The following is a 19,341-nucleotide window of genomic DNA, read 5'->3' as shown; positions in this document are numbered from 1 at the left end:
ATAGCAGGGATAATAACTTTCGCTTCTTGCGTTCTTATCGAATCGAGTCAAAAGTGACCGTTATCACTATAACAGCCAAGACTTTGGTGCAAAAGTAGTATATTTTTCGGGATGTACGGTATGATGAGGGCAATAAAGTGTGTATGCAAACAAAGCGTGATGGTATTTGACCGTCACGCTTTGTATAGCTTGCCATTAAAAATTGTTAGAGAGAATTGTTAGAGGATTTATTTCATGGCTTCTATAGTGTATCCTTGTTGCTTCAGAAGGTTCAACACTCCATTGTCTCCGGGCAGGTGTCCGGCGCCGACTACGAAAAGGGTAGGGGCTTCTGTCATGATAGCAGGCATCTTTTCAACCCATGCCTTGTTGCGGTTGTCCAGCATGGCTTCCATCTCTCCGGGCAGCGGGTCGCATGAATTGCCGTCGCGCTCTTCCATCAGTTGCAGCATGGCATCCAGGTCCTGCTTTTCATAAGCGGCAATCAGGCGCTTGCTTTGCTCGATACCTTTCTCGATGTCACTGATGGCGCAGTAGAGGAGGCTTGCCTGGCGTTGCAGCGTCTGGCTGTTGAACAGAATGTCTATTTGTGACTGGGCTGTTTCCAGACCGCCAACTTTCTTGCCTTGCTGTGCGGCCTGCTGCTGGAAGTAAGTGTCGAGTTGTTCTTGTGGGTTGAAGCCCGGAGTGTGTTTCATGTAGAGCAGGACGACAAGCTGCTGGTTGATGGCAGCCGGTTTAAGTTGCGCCAGCATGGCGATGTCCACCATCATGTTTTCCTTGATGGCTTTGCCCACTTCTTCGTATTGTTCGGGAGTAAAGAGGCTTTGCAGCGTGGTGTCTTTGGGCATCATCATCTGCTGTTGCATGCTTTGCATGAAGGCGGGAGTCGCCATTTCGCTCATCACGACCTCACCGTAGACTTGGGTGGTTTCGCTCATGGCCTGCGGCATGGCGGCAATGCTGTCCTTTATACTTAGTGGAGAGAGGTGATAAGTACCGAAAATATAGGATGGTTTCTCTAATCCTTTACCGGATACTTTCCATAAAAGTTGTGCATTGGCGCTCAGCGCAATGCTGATGAATAAGAGGATGCCTAAAAGTTTCTTCATTGTTTTCTTCTTTTAATAGTTTCTGGACTATCAGTCGGGACAGAGTAAAGAAAATCACAAGAAGGGAAAAATTAGTATTATTTTATTCTTCCTCCGCAGAGCCAGTGTTGGGTGTAATATTTTTCCCGGAGGTTGCTGACTATGACTCCCTGGCTGGTGCTGGCATGTATAAACTTGCCGTCCTTGAGGTAGATGCCTACGTGTGCCACTTTTTTGCGGGAAGCACGGCTGGTGAAGAACACCAAATCTCCCTCACGCAAGTTGCGGCGGGAGATTTTGCTGCTCTCTTTCAGTTGCCCGTCTGTGCTTCTCGACAGACGGGTGTGATAAACTTTCTTATACAGTTGCGATACCAGTCCGGAGCAGTCCGTTCCACGCTTGCTGTCACCGCCTGCACGATAGGGGGTGCCTATCCATTCGGAGGCATGGATGTACAGCTTGTGGTTGTCCTGCAGTTCAATATCCACTCCCAAACGGACGGATGCCTGTGCCAGGGCTTTGTAGTCCAGGCGTGGCGCGGAGGTATGGCAGGAACTTAGACCTATCAATATGATGGTAAGAGCTACTATATAAGAAAGATATTTTTTCATGCTTCCGCGTTTTTTTCTTCTACCGTTTTTTCTTCTTTTTCCGTTATTTCTTCTACGGCTTCTTCTTCTACCGTTTCTTCTACTACGGCTTCTTCCTCCACGCCGACGTTGAAGTAAGCTTCCAGTTCCTGCTCGGCAGAGTTGTTCTCATTTCGTATATCGCGGATAATAACACCGTTTTCCAGCAATGCAATACGCGGGCAAACGTCCACTGTATGATTTAGGTTATGGCTGGAAATGATGACGGTGGCTCCGTGTTCTTCATTGTATCTTTTCAGCAAGTGTTTGATTACGGACTGTGAACTGGGGTCAAGGAAGTTGAACGGTTCATCCAGAATCAACAGTTGCGGATGGTGGAGCATGGCGGAGATGATGCCGATTTTCTGCTTGTTTCCGGCAGAATAGTTGCGGATGAATTTCTTCTGGCCCATTACTTCGCCGTTCATGAAGCGTTCGAAGGGAAGCAGGCGTTCGTCTACCTCCTCTTTCTTCAGACCATACATCTTACCGATGAAGTAGAAGTATTCTTCGGGGGTGAGGTAGTCTATCAGGAAACCGTCGTCTATAAAGGCTCCCGTGAAGTTCTTCCAGTCCTCACTTTTGCTGACGTCAATGTCATTGATGGTTACATTGCCCCGGTCTGCCTGCAGCAAGTCAAGAATCAGACGGAAGAGGGTGGTCTTGCCTGCACCGTTGTTGCCTACCAGTCCCAGCATATCGCCTTGCCCGATGGTGTAGTTCTCTATATCTACGGCTTTTTTTGTGCCGAAATTCTTTTGTAAATTGTTGATGCGTATCATGTTAGTGATTGATGTTTAATGATTTCTATTTCTGTCTACTGTCCCTGAAGCCTTCCATATTCTTGTAGCGGCGTTTCATGAGCCGGTGATATACATTCATCAGCCAGAATTTGGAAGTGGCGATAAATGCCACGCCGATGCCGATAAGTATCCAGGGGGTGACCTCTTTGCCAAAGATGGCATTCAGTGCAAAAAGCAGCAGTAAAGGTATGCCGAAAGCACCTCCTGAAATCAGATTCTGCAGACCGGTGCCTATATTCTGCCGGCTGGTCATCTTTGAATTCAGGTCGGTAGTCTTGTTGTTGTAGACTGCCAGTTGGAACAGACAGCAGTATACGGCTCCCGGAATGAATATCAGCCATGCAATGCAACCGAGTACGGATACCTTCCCGGTAACCATACCGGGAATCATCAGAATCGTAGGAATGAGCAATGCAATGCTGTACAGTATGTATTTGGCACGCAGCAGCGAGTAGATAGATTCCTTGCGGCTCATCAGTCCGTCAATGTAATTGCCTTCGTAACCCATCAGTGTGCTGAGGAACATGATGCCGAAGATAATGTAATTATAAAGGACGAAGAAATCTCTCAGACCTCCGTCATACACATCGGAAAAGCTAATGATACTACTGAACATTATCACTACACCGGTGATGGAATAGAGCGAACGCTTACAAATCTTGTTGCGTAGCAATAACTTGAGTTCCAGTCTCATGTATTCGCCTATTTCGCCGTAGCGGTCGAGGAATTTGTATTCGGATACATGTTTTATCCGTGTATCTTCCACTTTGTTCAGTTCATTGTAGATGAGTTTCTGCATCAGGGTGCGGTTGATGAACCACATGAGGGCGATGGCAGCCAGTACACCGATGAATGACAGTATATTACCGGTGATGAACCCTTCTCCCAGATTGACAAAACAGTCGAAAAGCGGACTGTTGTCCGGAATGAATAGTGCGGCGGCAATGCCACCATATACTACTACCGGTAGTGCCAGCCACCAGATGCGCTCACCCATCAGTGTGCGGCACAACAAGAACCAGTAGTTATTGAATACCATCAGCAGCCAGATGCCAATGCAATAGGTCAGCACACCACTGATTCCATAGAATTTGGTGACGGTGATGATGGAAAACGGAACAAACAGAAACAGCCAGAACAGATTGAAGCCATCCAGTCCGGAACGGATCAGCAGGAAGTCGATAAGACGGTTCCGCTTGATGGGAAGCAGCAGGTAGGGCTTCACTTCCTGGGTGGGTGTTTTTTGGAAAGGCAGGCGTATCAGGAAATCCAGCACAAGGACAAATATCAATCCGGAATTCATTACGTGATAGGCTTCTGTGGCACCGCCGTCAAAGGCGAATGCAAAGGTCGTACCGAAGAATATCAGGTAACCGGCCCAGAAGACAAACATGAAGTACATCCAGAATTTTCCGAATTTACTTTTTTCGTACATCGGATTTCGTTTTTCTGCCAGTTTTCCGTGCTTGCGCAAATCTAAGAAAAGACTCATAGTATTTGTATATATAGAGTTTGTATAAAAAAAGCTGCGCTGCCTTTCATCGAACAACGCAGCCTTCTGTGTGTATGGCTCTCTTATTCTTTGTCAGGAGTTTCAGGACTGATCATTGATACCTCAATCTCGTTCTTCTGCTTGAACAAGTCGTCGGTGAACTTCTGGATGTCCTTCACGGTGATGCTGTTGACAATCTGTTCGTAATCCTTTATCGGATTCATACCGGTGAACAGGTATTCGTCAATGCTTCCCAGCCAGTAGCTGTTCTCCTTCAAGTCTTCGGCATGTTTCTTCAGCATGAACTCCTTCACTTTATTCAAGTCTCCTTCCGACGGACCTGCTTTGGCGATGTTGTCGAGTTCTGCAAAGATAATCTGCATCAGCTTTTCTCTTTTTGCCGGAGCGGTTTCGAATACAATCTGCAAGAGAGCCTTTTCTTTCGGATATTTGCTTAATTGGCCGCCTACATATACACCGTAAGTGCCCCCTTCGTCTTCACGTACCTTGGCTGTATAAACCAAGTCGAGAATCTGGCTGGTCATACTCAGCAGGATGTCATTTTTCAGGTCGTACTTGCAGTCACCGTTCAGCAGGACAAAGTTCGACGCTTTGGCAGTTTCCTGCTTCCGTACGAATTCGTTCTTATAAACTCCCTGGCGCATGTCCACTTTATTGTCCTTGAATGTTTCCTTGCGGTTGATGGCAGGCAGTGAACCCAGGTACTCGGCGATGAGTGGTTTCATTTCCTCCACATTCACATTTCCTACAAAGATAAAGGTAAAATCGCTGGCATCTTTGTAGCGGTCTTGATACATGGACAGAATCTTGTCATAATCCATCTTGTCAATCATGTCCGCCTTTATTCTGGCTCTTCTGGGATGGTGCATGTAAATACCGGCCGAGACAGAGTCACTGAACGCCACCTGGGGATTCATTTCCATATTCTGCAAAGCAGCTTTGTTGCGGTTCTTGTAGGATGCGAAGGCATCGTCGTCACGGCGTGGAGCGGTGAACGTCAAGTAAGTGAGCTGCATCATTGTTTCGAAGTCTTTCGGTGAACAGCTGCCATTGACGGTTTCTGTCTTGTCACCGATACCATAGCTGACGGAAGCTTTCTTGCCGGCCAGAACTTTTTCCAGGTCTACGGCACTGAAATTACCCAGACCACCGACACTCACTGCATCCAGTCCGTTGATGTTGATGATTTCCGAGTCGGGGAACAAGGAACTACCGCCTAGGCTGACTCCCTTCATGCGGATTTCGTCTGCCTTGAAATCTGTCTTCTTGATAATGACCTTGACTCCGTTGGAGAGTGTCAGCGTTGTAGTGCCGAATGTATCATCTGTCTGCTCGGATACAATCTTTCCGCCTTTCGGGGCTTCGGCCATCAAAGGTTCATCCGACACCTTGTCTACGTAGGCAGTCAGTTTTTCAGCTTTAATATCTTTCAGAATCTTCTTGATTGCATCTTCTGTCGGCATTTTCAATCCTTCCTTATCCGGACCGAGAATTGCGACTACCTGGTTACTGTCTGTCACGAGGGCTTGCATCATCTGGTTCAGTGCGGCAACCGGAATGGCGGGAGCTATCTGATTGATGATGGCGTATTCGTTTTCGATGCCCGGAATCGGTTCGTTATCGAGGAAATGACGGACATATTCATCCACGTACTCTTCATTCTTGCGTTTGTCACGCTCGTTATAAGCAGATTCCAGTTGGCGCAGATATTCGGCACGGGCACGGTTGTATTCCGTTTCCGTAAAGCCGAATTGGCGGGCGCGTTCTGTTTCGCGCAGGAGAGTGGCTATTCCATTTTCTATGGCATCTTCCTTGCAGACAACGACACCGGTGAAGGCATCTTTGGTTTTGGCAACAAAGAAATCATCGTCATAAGTGGCGGCATATATATAAGGAGGATTGGCGGTCTGTACCAATTCGTTCAGACGCGCATTCAGCATATTGTTGATGAGCGTGGTTGCATAATTCTGTACCAGATAGCCCATGTCGCCTTTCTGCTCGTCAGGAGTGGCTTCGTGCTTGTTGAAGATGAGGGCTTGTACATTGGACTGTTCCTTGTCCTGATAAACCAATACAATAGGCTCCTTGTTGTCGTTTACCGGATAGTACTCGCGTTTGGCAGCATTGGGCTGGGCGGGAATATCAGAAAACATTTTCTTGATTTGGGCTTCGATGGCGTCCACATCTATATCGCCAACTACCACAATACCCTGAAGGTCCGGACGGTACCACTTTTCATAGTAGTCTCTCAAAGTTTGCGGTTTGAAGTTCATAACGACCTCCATCGTTCCGATAGGGAAACAAGTGGCATACTTCGTTCCTTCGAACATGACTGGAAGCATCTTCTCCTGGAAGCGTTGTATGGCGCTCATACGGGTGCGCCATTCTTCGTTGATGACTCCGCGTTCTTTGTCTATTTCCTTCGGGTCCAGGGTCAAATCGTTACTCCAGTCGTGCAGAATCAGCAGGCAGGAGTCGATGGCTCCCGGAGTAGTGACCGGCACATTGGAAATGTTGTATACGGTTTCGTCTACGGAAGTATAGGCGTTCAAGTTCTCACCGAATTTCACCCCGATACGCTCCAGGTATTGCTTCAGTGCATCACCGGGGAAGTGGGTCGTTCCATTGAAACACATGTGTTCCAGGAAGTGGGCAAGGCCGCGCTGGTCGGCTTCTTCCTGAATGGAGCCTACCTTTTGGGCAATGTAAAAGTCGGCCCGGTTTGCAGGCTGGCTGTTCTTGCGGATATAATAGGTCAATCCGTTGTCCAACTTTCCGATACGGACATTTTTGTCGACCGGGATAGGCGGCATTTGCTGTGCAAATACCTGCTGAAAATTGCAGCAAAGAATTAACGCTACAATCCATAAACCACGTAATAGATGTTTCATATTATTATGAATTTAAATTGTTCTTGAACTATCTGTCGGACAGCCCTTGGATAAATCACAACTTCTGTTGTTTTTTTCGGATTCCATTCCGGATAAATGGAATTTATCTGACTGCTTCCCGGATGCGGACCAATTTGGTCAGCAGGTCTTCCAGCAGGTCGAGTTTCAGCATGTTGGCGCCGTCACTCTTGGCTACGGCGGGATTTTCGTGGGTTTCGATGAACAGTCCGTCTACACCTACGGCAACACCGGCTTTGGCTACGGTCTCGATAAGTTGCGGCATACCTCCCGTGACGCCACTGGTCTGGTTGGGCTGTTGCAAGGAGTGGGTTACATCCAGGATGACGGGGAAACCGAAGGTCTGCATTTCGGGGATGCCGCGATAGTCGATGACTAAATCCTGATAACCGAAAGTAGTTCCGCGTTCCGTCAGCATGACGTTCCTATTGCCTGCTTCCACTACTTTATCAGCCGCAAAGCGCATGGCAAGCGGAGAGAGGAACTGCCCTTTCTTGATGTTGATGGTTTTTCCGGTTTTGGCGGCGGCTACAAGCAGGTCTGTCTGCCGGCAGAGGAAGGCGGGAATTTGCAGAATATCCACATATTCGGCAGCCATGGTGGCTTCTTCGGCGGCATGAATATCGGTTACGGTAGGTACTCCGAAAGTGGTGTGCACTTTTTGCAGTATCTTCAGCGCCTTTTCGTCACCGATACCCATAAAGGAATCCAGACGCGAACGGTTGGCTTTACGGTACGACCCTTTGAATACGTATGGGATTTGCAGTTTTTCTGTGATGGTCACGATACGTTCGGCAATGCGCATTGCCATTTCTTCTCCTTCAATGACACAAGGACCTGCCAGTAGGAAGAAGTTTCCGGTAGGATTATTCTTTAATTCAATCATAGGTTGTTACTGATTAAGTATTTTCAATTGGGTATAATCAATGTTATTGCTTCATGCAGTACGCTGATGTCCAGTGGAAAATGACGGTCAAGAATACGTCCGTCCAAATCGACAGAGGCATTTTGCGCACGCAGCACTTTTACTTTTTGCGTACGGTAGGGCATCACTACCTTATGGTTCAGAATCCGCCCTTGGATAAGCATCCACAATCCCGACCATAGTTGCAGCAATTCGGGACGGTAAATGACGGAAACATCCAGCCAGCCATTATAGGGCACTGCACTAGGCGCTTGTCCGTATCCCCACGCACTGCCTATGCAGACAGTCATGATGCGTCCGCGTATATGCTCGCCGTTTATCTTGAGATGCATGCGGTACAGCTTCCGTTCGAAGATAATGGATAGCAGTGCCATGAAGTAAGAGAGGAACTTCACTCCCCAGAAACGCTTGCACTGGTCGGTGATTTTCACGATACGGGCTCCCAGGCCTATGTTGATGGCATTGAGAAAGTAGCGTGTCAGATGCTTTTCACCGTCGTAATAATAGCAGGTACCCACGTCTATTTTCCGGCGGCGGTTGTTGATAATGCAATCCACCGCTTTCTTGTAATCCGAACTCATTTCCCAATAGTCGGCAAAGTCATTTCCTATACCATTGGGGATGATGCCGATGGCTATATTCTCCTTGTCCGGTGCATTGGAAAGCATGATGCCGTTAATGACGTCATTCAGTGCGCCGTCACCGCCTACTACAACAATGGTGCGGTAGCCGTTGTTGGCGAGGATGCCTGCCAGACGCTCTACCGAACCGAACCCTTCGGACTGCACATAGTCGTAAGGCACACCTTTGCTGTCCATGTATTCTTTGATTTCTTTCCACCGTTTCTGCACTTTCCGTGTTCCGGCTTTGGGGTTGTATATCACTCCCAACTTTTCGGGTTCTGCACTCATGATTCTATTTACAATTTGACTATTTACTATTTACGATTTAAATCACCCGGTCACTTTATCATTTCATCATCCTTCCAACTTCTTCTTTACAAAAGCTATCTTTTCTTCCATCGGCCACCGGGCATTCATCCAATGGATGGTAAATCCACGCCGTTCCATACGGCGGAACCAGGTCATCTGGCGTTTGGCAAACTGGTGGATGGCTGTTTCCAGTTGCGTGAACATCTCTTCATAGGTCAACTTGCCGATGACATAAAGTGTCAGATACTTGTATTCCAGTCCGTAATAGATGAGGTCATCCGGTTGGATGCCTTGCTCTATCAGACGGCGCACTTCGTCTATCATTCCTTCTTCCAGGCGCTGGTGCAGGCGGCGGGTGATTTTCTCCCGACGCAATTCCCGGTCGATGTCCACACCTATGATGAGGCTGTTCATCTGGGGGAAGGAACGTTCGTCTACTGGGGTATGGGCATAGTACTCTTCGATTTCGATGGCTCGTATGGCACGTTTGGCTGTGTCCACGTCCGTAGTATTGTGCAGGCTTTTGTAACCTTTCAGTATGTCGGTCAGTTCTTCCAGCGATTTGTCCGCCAGACGGGTGCGCAACTCAGGATTCTCGGGTACGGGCAGCAGACGGTAGCCTTTCAGCACTGATTCGAGATACATTCCGGTTCCTCCACATACAACGGGCAGGCAACCTTTTTGTTTAATAGTCTCGTAAGCATTCAAGAAATCACGCTGATACTCGAAAACATTGTACTTATAGCCCGGGTCGGCTATGTCGATGAGGTGATAGGGAATCTGTTTCCCGTCGACGGTATAGTCGGCAAGGTCTTTGCCGGTGCCCAGGTCCATCCCCCGGTAGATTTGCCGTGAATCGGCACTGATGATTTCCGTATGGAGTTCGGCGGCCAAGGCGGCTGCAAATGGAGTCTTTCCTGAGGCGGTAGGCCCTAATATGGCGATTAAATCATAGTCTGGCATATATAAGTTCTTGTTAATCTCATTACAAAGATAGTGCAAACCGAATGCAGAATAAAATGAACTCGTTCATTTTTTATGCTGAGGTGCAGCTTATCTTCGTGTTAGTGCAAAGATAATGCAAACTGGGAGTATAATGGAAAGAACTTGCTTATTTTTTTACGTGATGCTATACCTCCTTTTCTATTTTGAAGCAGAAAAAGTGAAAAAGGACGTGAAAACGAGCATTTATCTTATTAAAATGTGTTATGAAACATGCTTTTTTTCTTGGAAAGTTTGTCAATGTCCCAAAAGTCCGTACCTTTGCAATGTGTTTTTCATAGTATTAGATTTAAGGTTAACAAAGGTTGGAGTACAGCGGTACTCCTTTTTTTATGCCCTAAACTGAACTTTGGCACATTTTTTCTGTACTTTTGCACTATATCTTGAATGAACAAACATATTCACCTTTTATGAAGCTCTGTATATAGCTACGCTCAACGAATAGCCCTGCTTGATAAAGCTATTCAGCTATCTGGCAAGCGATGACTCGTTTGCCACAGAGATTGTGTATCCTTTTATTCATGAATTTGCAGGATGGCATGCTGTACTTGTACAGTGTGTTGTTTTGTGCTATTTTATTGTTGAGCAATGCATTATACATATAAACAGATATGGCTTATCAACTTTCCGGTAATGATGAGCATTTTGATGGAGCAGCTGATAAATATAACCGATGCTGTTTTCTTAGGTCACGTTGGCGAGGTGGAATTGGGAGCATCTGCCATTGCGGGGATTTATTATTTGGCGGTCTACATGCTTGGGTTTGGGTTTAGTATCGGATTGCAGGTGATGATTGCCCGAAGGAATGGAGAATGTGACTATGGTAAGGCTGGGAAGATATTTTTTCAAGGTTTCTTCTTTTTATCGGGATTGGCCATTTTGCTTTGTCTGCTGATGCAGGCAAGTTCTCCTTTCATATTGGGAAGGTTGATTTCCTCGCCGGAGATTTATCGGGCTGTAATTCAATATTTGGACTGGCGCAGTTTCGGTTTGCTGTTTTCGTTTCCGTTTTTGGTTATCCGTTCTTTTCTTGTGGGAATAACATGCACTCGGGCATTATCGTGGGCTGCTGCCGTTGCAATAGTGATTAATATTCCTTTGAATTATATTCTGATAATTGTTGGAGGACTGGGAATATCGGGAGCTGCCATTGCTTCTTCTCTGGCAGAGATGGGTTCTTTGGTGATGCTTCTTTTCTATGTATGGCTGAAAATAGATAAAGGGAAATATGGATTGAAACCGGTATATGACGGAAAGCTGTTGGTGGATGTGCTGAGCTTGTCGGTATGGAGCATGCTTCATGCCTTTATCAGCGTGGCTCCGTGGTTCTTGTTTTTTGTGGCGGTGGAACATTTGGGTAAAACGGAATTAGCCATTTCCAATATTACGCGAAGTGTATCTGCTGTCTTTTTTGTAATAGTCAATTCTTTTGCGGTCACTACGGGTTCGCTGGTCAGTAATGCGATTGGGGCTGGAGAAAGGAGGGCTGTTTTCATTATCTGCCGTAAGATACTGAGGTTGGGCTATTCTGCTGGATTTCCACTGATAGGGGTAGCTGTATGCTGTAATCGCTTGATAATAGGAATCTATACAGATAACGAACTGTTGACGGAGCAGGCTTTCATCCCTTTTGTTGTGACGTTGCTGAATTATACCTTTGCCTTGCCAGGCTATGTATATCTCAACGCAGTTGGAGGGACCGGTAAACCCGGATTACTTTTCTTTTCCAAGTGACTACCACTGTCGTGTATTTGGGGTATCTTTATTGGTTAAGCGCTTGCACTCATGCATCCTTGGCTATTTACTTAACGGCAGAATACCTTTTTGTGATTTTGCTGGCACTGCAATCGGTTTTCTATTTAAGAAGTAAACAATAAACCGTTGGCGGAATTGACTTGGCATATCTTTCATGTTACCGATGTGATGATTGTTTTAACTTGTTGTCAATCAGAGAGTAATTTTGCCAACCTATTGCCGTGCTTTTGGCAAACTTTTGCCAAGCCGATGGCAAAGTTTTGCCAATGCGGTGGCAAAGTCTTGCCAAGAAGGAGGCAAAACCTTGCCAACTTGTCGGCAAGAAAAGATACACTATTGATGAGATACGCCGTTGCTTGCCGCATCTTGTACAAGGCTGTTGGGATAGATTTCCTTAATAATCCATCATCAGTGAGTTGTCGGTCTTGCCTCGTGAAATGTCAAGGTTAGGCGGTGCATAGCTCTGGTTACAGCTACATAAAGCATACTCTTGTCAATCTCCGAACGGTAATTTCTCTCATCCGTCTGTGGAATAATGACTTCGTCAAACTCAAGCCCTTTTGCCATGTGGGCAGAGGTGATGACGATGCCTTGCACAAATGCGGAGCTTTGACTTGATAGGAAGCTGATATCATTGGCATATGATTTCAGCACGTCTGCCATCTCCCTGGCTTGCTGCTCCGTCTTGCATATGATGCCAAGAGACTTATATCCGGATTTCCGGTAAGTGGAGATTAGTCCCATAATGCCGGACAGTTCTTCTACGGCACTGCCGAACTGCAGGATTTGTGGCTTTTCTCCATGCCGGGCAACCGGTTCCAGCTCTGCGTTAGGATGAATCTTTTGCGCAAAATCCGTAATCTCGAAGGTGGAACGATAACTCTTACACAATTTCATGATTTCACTTGCAGTAAGTGACTTTTGGATAGTTTCTGCTGTGGATGAGCCATAAGGATTCACGGACTGTCCTGCATCGCCCAACACGGTTTTCCGGCATGGAAAGAGTTTCTGTATTACCTTGTACTGTATGGGCGAATAGTCCTGCATCTCATCTATCAACAGATGTTTGACTCTGAATGGCTGGTTCCCGCTTCCCTCCAATGCCAAGTGTAGGTATGCCAGCGGTGCCAAGTCTGAGTATTCGAGTGTATGTCCCTTTCGCATTTTGAACATTCCGGGATTATTTGTCCATTTAAAGAAATCTTTGTAGACTTGAATGTCGTTATTGCCTGCAAACATTAGTCTGATTTCTTTTTTCAAAAGGTTTCTGCCGGCGGTGGTTACCGTAAAGGCGTATTGTATTTTCAACATATCCAGCATATAATCAGCCATAGCATCAAATCGTCGGCGTATGGGATAACGGTTGAAACGTAGGTACTGTTCTTCGATAAACGGGGCAGGTATGGTGATGTATTTGGTCAGCTTCACGTCTGCTGCCTTGAAGTAGGTGTTCTCTATGTGGAGGATAAACTTGTCAAGCTCTGAAATGAAGCCGAAAGAGGCTTTATAGGCTATTCTGTCGATGAGGCTTGAGGATGGCTTCTCTAACAGTTCATTCACTAACCCGAAGTATGTTTGGTACTTGTATTTGTGTTCCAACACTCCGGAGAGTATTTGTTCCATACTGGTTTCGGGCACGGTTTCTTCTCCAAGTTCGGGGAGGACGTTGGAGATGTAATCGGAAAACACTTTGTTGGGGGAGACAATCAGAATATCTTTTGACGAGATGCTGTCTCTGAAGGTATAGAGCAGGTAGGCTATGCGGTGCAGGGCGATGGATGTTTTTCCAGAGCCGGCCACTCCTTGAATAATAAGCGTGCGGATATCTTCGTTACGGATAATCCGGTTCTGTTCCCGTTGGATGGTGGCAACGATATTTTTCATCTTGTCATCTGCATTGGAACTTAACTCCTTTTGCAGAATGTCGTCATGGACGGTCAGGGCACTTTCAATCATAAATTCCATTTTGCCGCCCCGAATTCTGTATTGGCGTTTTAGGGAAATTTCTCCTTTAATCTCTCCCGATGGAGACCGATAGCCTGCTTCTCCTAATTCATGGTCATAGAACATGCTCGAAACGGGTGCTCGCCAGTCATGGATAAGGGTAGCTCGACTTTCCGGGTCATAGAAGGTATGGATGCCTATATAGATAGGCATCACTTTGCTGTTTTCTTTCTTTTCCAAAAAATCAATTCGTCCGAAGTAAGGAATGGCAAGTATCTTGGTGAGCCGCTTACGCTTGTTGATTACACTTTCCCCCAAGGCAAAATGGTTTAGGATGCTTTCGCGCATGGAGCGTATCTCATGCGGGTCGATGTCTTTGTTGGACCAGATATAGTCTTTGTATTCTGCCAAGGTGTCGACGTGGTCTTTCACTGATGCGTCGGTATTACCGATAACCTTTTTCAGAAAACTGATTATTTGCTTTAAATATTCTTTCTCTTGTTTCTCTGTTTGATTGAATGCCATAATTAGTTGTTGCTAAAAGATAAGACAGTGTGCAAAATTAGTGTATTGTATCGGGAAGGGAAATGGCTATTTATAGCTATATACTGGGAAGTTTTATATCTTTGCACATTCAAAAAAGTGGAGGTAAATGGACATTCATGAGCTTGCAAGGCAGAATCAGCAATCTGCATGGAAAGTATTGGAAGATACCCGTATTATTGAAGCATGGGAGCGCATTGGAGCAACCGTTCATTTGGTGGGCTCACTCCGTACCGGGCTGTTGGCGAAAAGTAGGGATATAGATATCCATATTTATACCGATAGGTTGGATGTAGGAGAGAGCTTTTCGGTCATCCGGGAACTTGCGGAACGGTTGCCTTTGCAGGAAATACAATATAGGAACCTTATCCATACGGAGGAAGAGTGCATGGAGTGGCATGCTTTATATAAGGATAGAGAACAGAATACTTGGAAGTTTGATATGATTCACATCCGGAAAGGTTCCAGGTATGATGGTGTTGTAGAAAAGGTGACTGCCGCTATTGCGGAGCGCCTTACTCCTGAAATTAGGAAAACGATATTGCAAATCAAATTCGATGTGCCGGATGGTGTAACGATTCCAGGTATAGAGATTTATCATGCTGTCTTTACGGGAGGTGTCCGCACTTATAAGGAGCTTGAAGAGTGGCGCAAAACAAATCAGTTGGCGGACAGTCTCGGTTGGCTTCCGTAATCTTAGAGGTAGATACCAAGATTTTCTACTATATGGATGGCTTCCATTATATTGTTGGCATCTAACTTGCTTAGGATGTTTTTCCGGTGATTGTTCACAGTATAGATGCTCACTCCCAGCTGGTAAGCGATTTCCTTGCTTAGAAAACCTTGTCGGATGAGTCGTAATATTTCTTTCTCCCGGTTGGATAATTGTTTGTCGGGAGAAACAGTGCATGTTGGAAGCATCTCTCCCGTTTTTCTGTTCACCACCGTCCGTTTGATTCTTTCGATAGGGGTCTGGTCGGGAAGTATGTCCATTACTCCCATGATTATCCAGGCTTTACCATTCCGGTCTGTTTCTATGACTTGTTGCCGGCTACTTACATTGATATACTGTTGCCGTGCATTCAACATACGGAATTGAAATATTTGCCGGTAGTCATTTCTTTCTTCCGGTGGGAGTGAGTAGATGAACTGTCCATGCTCGATTTGGCATTCCGTGAGTTGCATTCTGTCATCAGGGTGTATTCTCTCTTCCAGTAAATCGCCTTGTTGCCTGATTGTCTTTATCCAAGTGGGATTGTATCCGAAAAGATGGGCAAAACTGTCGGATGCAAAATCGTATCTCTCTTTAAATACGTCAACTGTAAAAATACAGCTCTGACTCATTTGTGAGAACGCTTGCACGGATATTCTTTTCTTGTTCCATAAATCATAGTCCACATCGGGACCGCTAATCTGCTGTCTTGCCCATAATTCTTTGGGAGTTGTCTTGTTGGTAGTCATGGAACAAAGATAACTGATAATTTTCTTTTGAGTTTTATCTTTTACGGGATAATATTATTTCTAAGAATATGTTGTAGGGTTGGATTAAGTGGCTACCTTTGTAGGCCGTGTCATTGGGGACGCCGTGAATGAAAAGCAAACGAGTAATAAATTCAATATGTGATAAGATGAAAGATATACCGGCAGACAGCTTAATAAAGAATTATTTTCCTGTAGATTATATAGATTCTTTTTCTAAAGTGATGGTCACTGGGCAGGCTTTGACACCGGAAGATTTTCGCAATCTTGCCTTCAGCCGATTTCCTAAGTGGATTGGTTGGCTCATGAATTTCAGGAATGCGATTGTAAAGCCATTAGGACTGGATACAGCAACCAGATTTACAGATATGGTCTTGGATAAAAATCTGCATGAAGAAATTCTCGGAATGCCGGATAAGCATCTTGATTTCCATGTGTCCATGTGGTGCGGGGAATATCACGAAGGAAAACAAGAACTTCGGATTACTACTGTTGTGAAGTACAATAATTGGCTGGGAAGGGCATATTTCTTTATTATCAGACCTTTTCATGGGATAATAGTAAAGTCTATCTTAAAGCATGTTGCTGGGGATAGGGGGAGTGGGTGTAAATAAATACTCCCATTGAAATATTATCATTTCAATGGGAGTATTTATTTGAGTGGTGCCACCAGGAATCGTAATTTATTTCCAAGTGGCTGGATATCATTGCTTTCTAAAAGCTACTCAACTGTAATCTCCTCCTATTGTTCCACCAATGACTTGCGTTGTTCTGCGCAAGGTTGCGTGAAAGTTTCCGAATACAAAGATAGTGAATTTGTTTGATAAATCTCCATATTTTTGTGTTTTATTGTTGTGTGTAGCATAATAATAAGCTTTACAAAGAATCAATAAAATTAGAATCTATTCTTTCAGAACACTTTATTCTCTTTTCTATCTTAGATATAACCAAATCATAGTTATAATTTGAAAGGAATGGCAATATGTTATTTTTTGACAGTAAATCTCTAGATTCTTCAAAGTACTCATCAGTATTATCTTTTTTCCCATGTTTATATCTATTACGAGAGGCTTTTAAATAATTATCAAATACTATATTGTAATTTTCGTGCTCTTTGTTAAAATCTCTTTTCATATCACTATCTATTAAGAATGAAATAGAATTAATTGAAGTGAAAAAACTTATCACTTCCGAAGTCTCAGAGATTCCATTAACTCGTATCGATATTTCCTTTAAAAATGGAATTATAAGTCTTTTCTGAAATTCAATTGTATCTATTTCACTTAATAACAAAAAGAAGTTAGAGTTATTATCACCAATTGTTCTATCATTTAATATATTGACAAACAACTTATAAAGAAACCCATAAACTTTCAATTTATTTTCATACGCAATAGTAGTAACAAATAGAGCTGCAAAATATTCCTGTAATGACCTATGGGGATAAGTAATATCTAACCCATCTTGTGTCAAAATTCCTATAGCTACTTCTAAATCATATATTATATCTTCATTTCTAAATGATAATCTAAGATCTTTTTTTATTTCTTGCAAACGATTTTCAAAATATTCGGTTGTAAAAGTGTAATTTTGATTAAAGAATGATTTAAAAGAAAAACGCTTCAATATTTCAACGAAATTTTCTTTTGATAATCCACTTTTTTTCTCTCTGACAAAGCCTAATTTAGAAGATGTGTCATGAACAGAATATAAAGTGTTAAAAACTTGATTATAATAATCACTTCTTTTTTGAGGAATATTAGAATCTGTTTGGTAGGTTATGATAAACATGGATAACAATAAAGGATTACTTAAGAAGCTTTTATACGTTTGCACATCTTCACTATTTATTGTTTGAATAATCTTTTCCGCTAATTCTTTTTCCGTTTCATTGAATTGTTTTTCAATAAAACTTTTAATTTCCTCTATCGACAAGTCACAAACTTCATAATTGTGAAAATTCTCAAGTAATTCAATATTTACAAACGGTCTAGATGTCAATATGTATTTATTTCTTGAATATTTTTTCGTTATTTGACAAATACTCCGAGTTATCTCATCTTTTCTATTTGAAGATATTTCATCAAATCCATCAAAAAACATAATAAATTCCCCAGAACTTAGTAACTTTTCAACAATATAGTCCCCCTCCCCGATATTGTAAAATTTGATGACTTCATTTTTTATATATTCCAATAAATCTCCAGCATAATTATTTAAATAGCGCAACTCTATTTTTAGTGGTATTTTATATTTTCTTGTTATAGTATCTACAAATAAATACTTAACAAGAGTACTTTTCCCGCTTCCAGCTGTTCCTATAATCGTTATACAACTATTCTTTCCGAACAAGTCTTTAATATTCTCAGTACTTATACGTTTCTCAACATCTATTAACGAAATACGATTCCACCTTTCCGACGTTTTACATAAAAATAAAGGTTGATAGAATTTATTTAAATCTACAGGCTCACTGCGATGAAGTATCGTCTTGGTTTTAGAATTTCTTTCGTATTCAATGCTTAAATACTCTAATATTTTATTATTTGCAAAATGACATACCTCATCTGCTATTTTATTAGTTCCCGCTTTTAAAATATTAATTAAACGATCTCCTAAGAATGTTGTAACAAGTTCTTTTATGATTTCCATAATATATATGTTATGTCGACTAATGTATCTGATTATCAATAAATTTTTGCACTAATAGAAATAGGTAATAATTGAAAAACCATCAGCCTTTATCATTTTGCTTGATTCTTAATCATTACAAATAACTGGGGGTAAAGATAATCAAATTCAGCGAATTGCAGACTATGTTTACTCAAATTTGTACTTCAATCCATATTCTTCCAGCTTTTTATAGAGTGTTGTCCTGCCTATTCCGAGCATTTTGGTAGCAAGGTTACGGTTTCCGTTGGCTTGTTTCAAGGCTCTCATGATTCGTTCCTTCTCTTCCTCATCGTTACGTAGAGAGAAACCGACAGTAAAGACGGTTTCTTGCAAGCCAAGTTCCAGATGCTCCTTCATAATCGTTCCTTCCTGGGCTTGTAACACCGCACCCATAATTTTTTGTTTAAGTTCACGTACATTGCCCGGCCATGTATGTGTCAGCAATTTCTTCTGAGCTTCTGTACTGAATCCGTCCACACGACACTCCAGTTCTTTGTTGGCAATCTCGCGGAAGAACTCTGCCAACGGCATGATGTCCTCCAGACAATCGCGTAGCGGCGGAACGGTTATCTCGAAATCGTGGAGACGATACAGCAAATCTTGTCGGAAACGCTTCTCGCTTACAGCCTTCTCCAAGTTCTCATTGGTCGCGGCGATGATACGGACATTGAAACTCTTATCCGCCTTGTCACCGACTGGACAATACCGCCGTTCCTGTATGGCGCGCAGAAGCATCTGCTGTGTTTCCGATGAGAGGTTGCCCACCTCATCCAAAAACAGCGTGTCGCCTTCTGCTATCCTTTCGTGCTGCAATCTGCACCTGTGAATACTCCTTTAACGTGCCCGAAGAACGCAGAAGGTGCAAGTTGTGCGGAGAGTGAACCATAGTCCACAGCCACGAATGGTTTACCAGAACGCCTGCTTTTCTCGTGTAGATGGTGTGGGTTATATGTTCCTTACCCGTACCGTTCTCTCCGAAGATAAGCATCCTCATATCGGTGGGAGCGACCAATTTAATTCGTTTCATGATGGCTTGAAATGCCGATCCGTTACGAGAAAACACAGGTATGCGGTTCTGATTTATGCGCCGTTCTTTCAAAATTGTAGCTAACACTTGAAAAGGGACCCGGAACAACATTTAAA

Annotated in this window: 13 protein-coding genes and 2 pseudogenes; 3 read left to right on the top strand and 12 right to left on the bottom strand. The window is 43.8% G+C overall.

What is annotated here, in order from left to right:
• Nucleotides 1-227 precede the first annotated feature (227 nt).
• From DW800_RS16650 to miaA, 8 genes are all read right to left on the bottom strand, one after another.
• Nucleotides 228-1,112, bottom strand: coding sequence for a TraB/GumN family protein (locus DW800_RS16650; RefSeq protein ID WP_117749684.1), 885 nt, complete (start codon nucleotides 1,110-1,112; stop codon nucleotides 228-230).
• Nucleotides 1,113-1,189: 77 nt separating this feature from the next.
• On the bottom strand, nucleotides 1,190-1,702 hold the full coding sequence (locus DW800_RS16645; protein ID WP_005828855.1) for a C40 family peptidase: 513 nt from the start codon (nucleotides 1,700-1,702) through the stop codon (nucleotides 1,190-1,192).
• Nucleotides 1,699-2,502, bottom strand: a complete 804-nt coding sequence (locus DW800_RS16640; protein ID WP_057282038.1) for an ABC transporter ATP-binding protein — start codon at nucleotides 2,500-2,502, stop codon at nucleotides 1,699-1,701. The genes DW800_RS16645 and DW800_RS16640 overlap by 4 nt, the downstream gene beginning before the upstream one ends.
• A 25-nt stretch (nucleotides 2,503-2,527) precedes the next feature.
• Nucleotides 2,528-4,015: a DUF5687 family protein gene (locus DW800_RS16635; protein WP_005835497.1), complete on the bottom strand. Its 1,488-nt coding sequence runs from the start codon at nucleotides 4,013-4,015 to the stop codon at nucleotides 2,528-2,530.
• Between the two features lie 83 nt (nucleotides 4,016-4,098).
• Nucleotides 4,099-6,927 (bottom strand): M16 family metallopeptidase, encoded by a 2,829-nt coding sequence (locus DW800_RS16630; RefSeq protein WP_044467820.1) that lies wholly within the window; start codon nucleotides 6,925-6,927, stop codon nucleotides 4,099-4,101.
• Nucleotides 6,928-7,030: 103 nt separating this feature from the next.
• On the bottom strand, nucleotides 7,031-7,831 hold the full coding sequence (kdsA, locus tag DW800_RS16625) for a 3-deoxy-8-phosphooctulonate synthase (RefSeq protein ID WP_057089669.1): 801 nt from the start codon (nucleotides 7,829-7,831) through the stop codon (nucleotides 7,031-7,033).
• A gap of 23 nt (nucleotides 7,832-7,854) precedes the next feature.
• Nucleotides 7,855-8,781, bottom strand: coding sequence for a diacylglycerol/lipid kinase family protein (locus tag DW800_RS16620; RefSeq protein ID WP_005828845.1), 927 nt, complete (start codon nucleotides 8,779-8,781; stop codon nucleotides 7,855-7,857).
• Nucleotides 8,782-8,847: 66 nt separating this feature from the next.
• Nucleotides 8,848-9,765, bottom strand: a complete 918-nt coding sequence (gene miaA, locus DW800_RS16615) for a tRNA (adenosine(37)-N6)-dimethylallyltransferase MiaA (RefSeq protein WP_005835499.1) — start codon at nucleotides 9,763-9,765, stop codon at nucleotides 8,848-8,850.
• Between the two features lie 627 nt (nucleotides 9,766-10,392).
• Between miaA and DW800_RS16605 the strand changes: the two are divergent.
• A pseudogene (locus DW800_RS16605) lies at nucleotides 10,393-11,681 on the top strand (MATE family efflux transporter).
• Between the two features lie 286 nt (nucleotides 11,682-11,967).
• Here DW800_RS16605 and DW800_RS16600 read toward each other — a convergent pair.
• Nucleotides 11,968-14,028, bottom strand: a complete 2,061-nt coding sequence (locus tag DW800_RS16600) for a HelD family protein (protein WP_117703367.1) — start codon at nucleotides 14,026-14,028, stop codon at nucleotides 11,968-11,970.
• A 127-nt stretch (nucleotides 14,029-14,155) separates the two neighbouring features.
• Here DW800_RS16600 and DW800_RS16595 point away from each other — a divergent pair, with 127 nt between their 5' ends.
• A complete protein-coding gene (locus DW800_RS16595; RefSeq protein WP_117703366.1) occupies nucleotides 14,156-14,740 on the top strand; it encodes a nucleotidyltransferase domain-containing protein in 585 nt (194 codons plus the stop codon).
• Between the two features lie 2 nt (nucleotides 14,741-14,742).
• Here the strand turns inward: DW800_RS16595 and DW800_RS16590 are convergent, their stop codons facing one another.
• Nucleotides 14,743-15,507, bottom strand: a complete 765-nt coding sequence (locus DW800_RS16590; protein ID WP_057097189.1) for a LuxR C-terminal-related transcriptional regulator — start codon at nucleotides 15,505-15,507, stop codon at nucleotides 14,743-14,745.
• Nucleotides 15,508-15,674: 167 nt separating this feature from the next.
• Here DW800_RS16590 and DW800_RS16585 point away from each other — a divergent pair, with 167 nt between their 5' ends.
• Nucleotides 15,675-16,139 carry a DUF2867 domain-containing protein gene (locus DW800_RS16585; RefSeq protein WP_005835508.1) on the top strand — a complete coding sequence of 155 codons (465 nt, stop codon included), beginning with the start codon at nucleotides 15,675-15,677 and terminating at the stop codon, nucleotides 16,137-16,139.
• Nucleotides 16,140-16,401: 262 nt separating this feature from the next.
• Here DW800_RS16585 and DW800_RS16580 read toward each other — a convergent pair whose 3' ends face one another.
• Both DW800_RS16580 and DW800_RS16575 read right to left on the bottom strand, forming a co-directional pair.
• The gene (locus DW800_RS16580; protein WP_117463797.1) at nucleotides 16,402-18,177 is read right to left on the bottom strand and encodes an NACHT domain-containing protein; all 1,776 of its coding nucleotides are present in this window, start codon (nucleotides 18,175-18,177) and stop codon (nucleotides 16,402-16,404) included.
• A 168-nt stretch (nucleotides 18,178-18,345) separates the two neighbouring features.
• Nucleotides 18,346-19,312 (bottom strand): annotated as a pseudogene (locus DW800_RS16575) (sigma-54-dependent transcriptional regulator); the annotation flags it as partial.
• Nucleotides 19,313-19,341 lie beyond the last annotated feature (29 nt).

The sequence above is a fragment of the Bacteroides sp. AM32-11AC genome, assembly GCF_003603515.1.
Classification (GTDB): domain Bacteria; phylum Bacteroidota; class Bacteroidia; order Bacteroidales; family Bacteroidaceae; genus Bacteroides; species Bacteroides uniformis.
This window is presented reverse-complemented; position numbering and strand designations above follow the sequence as displayed.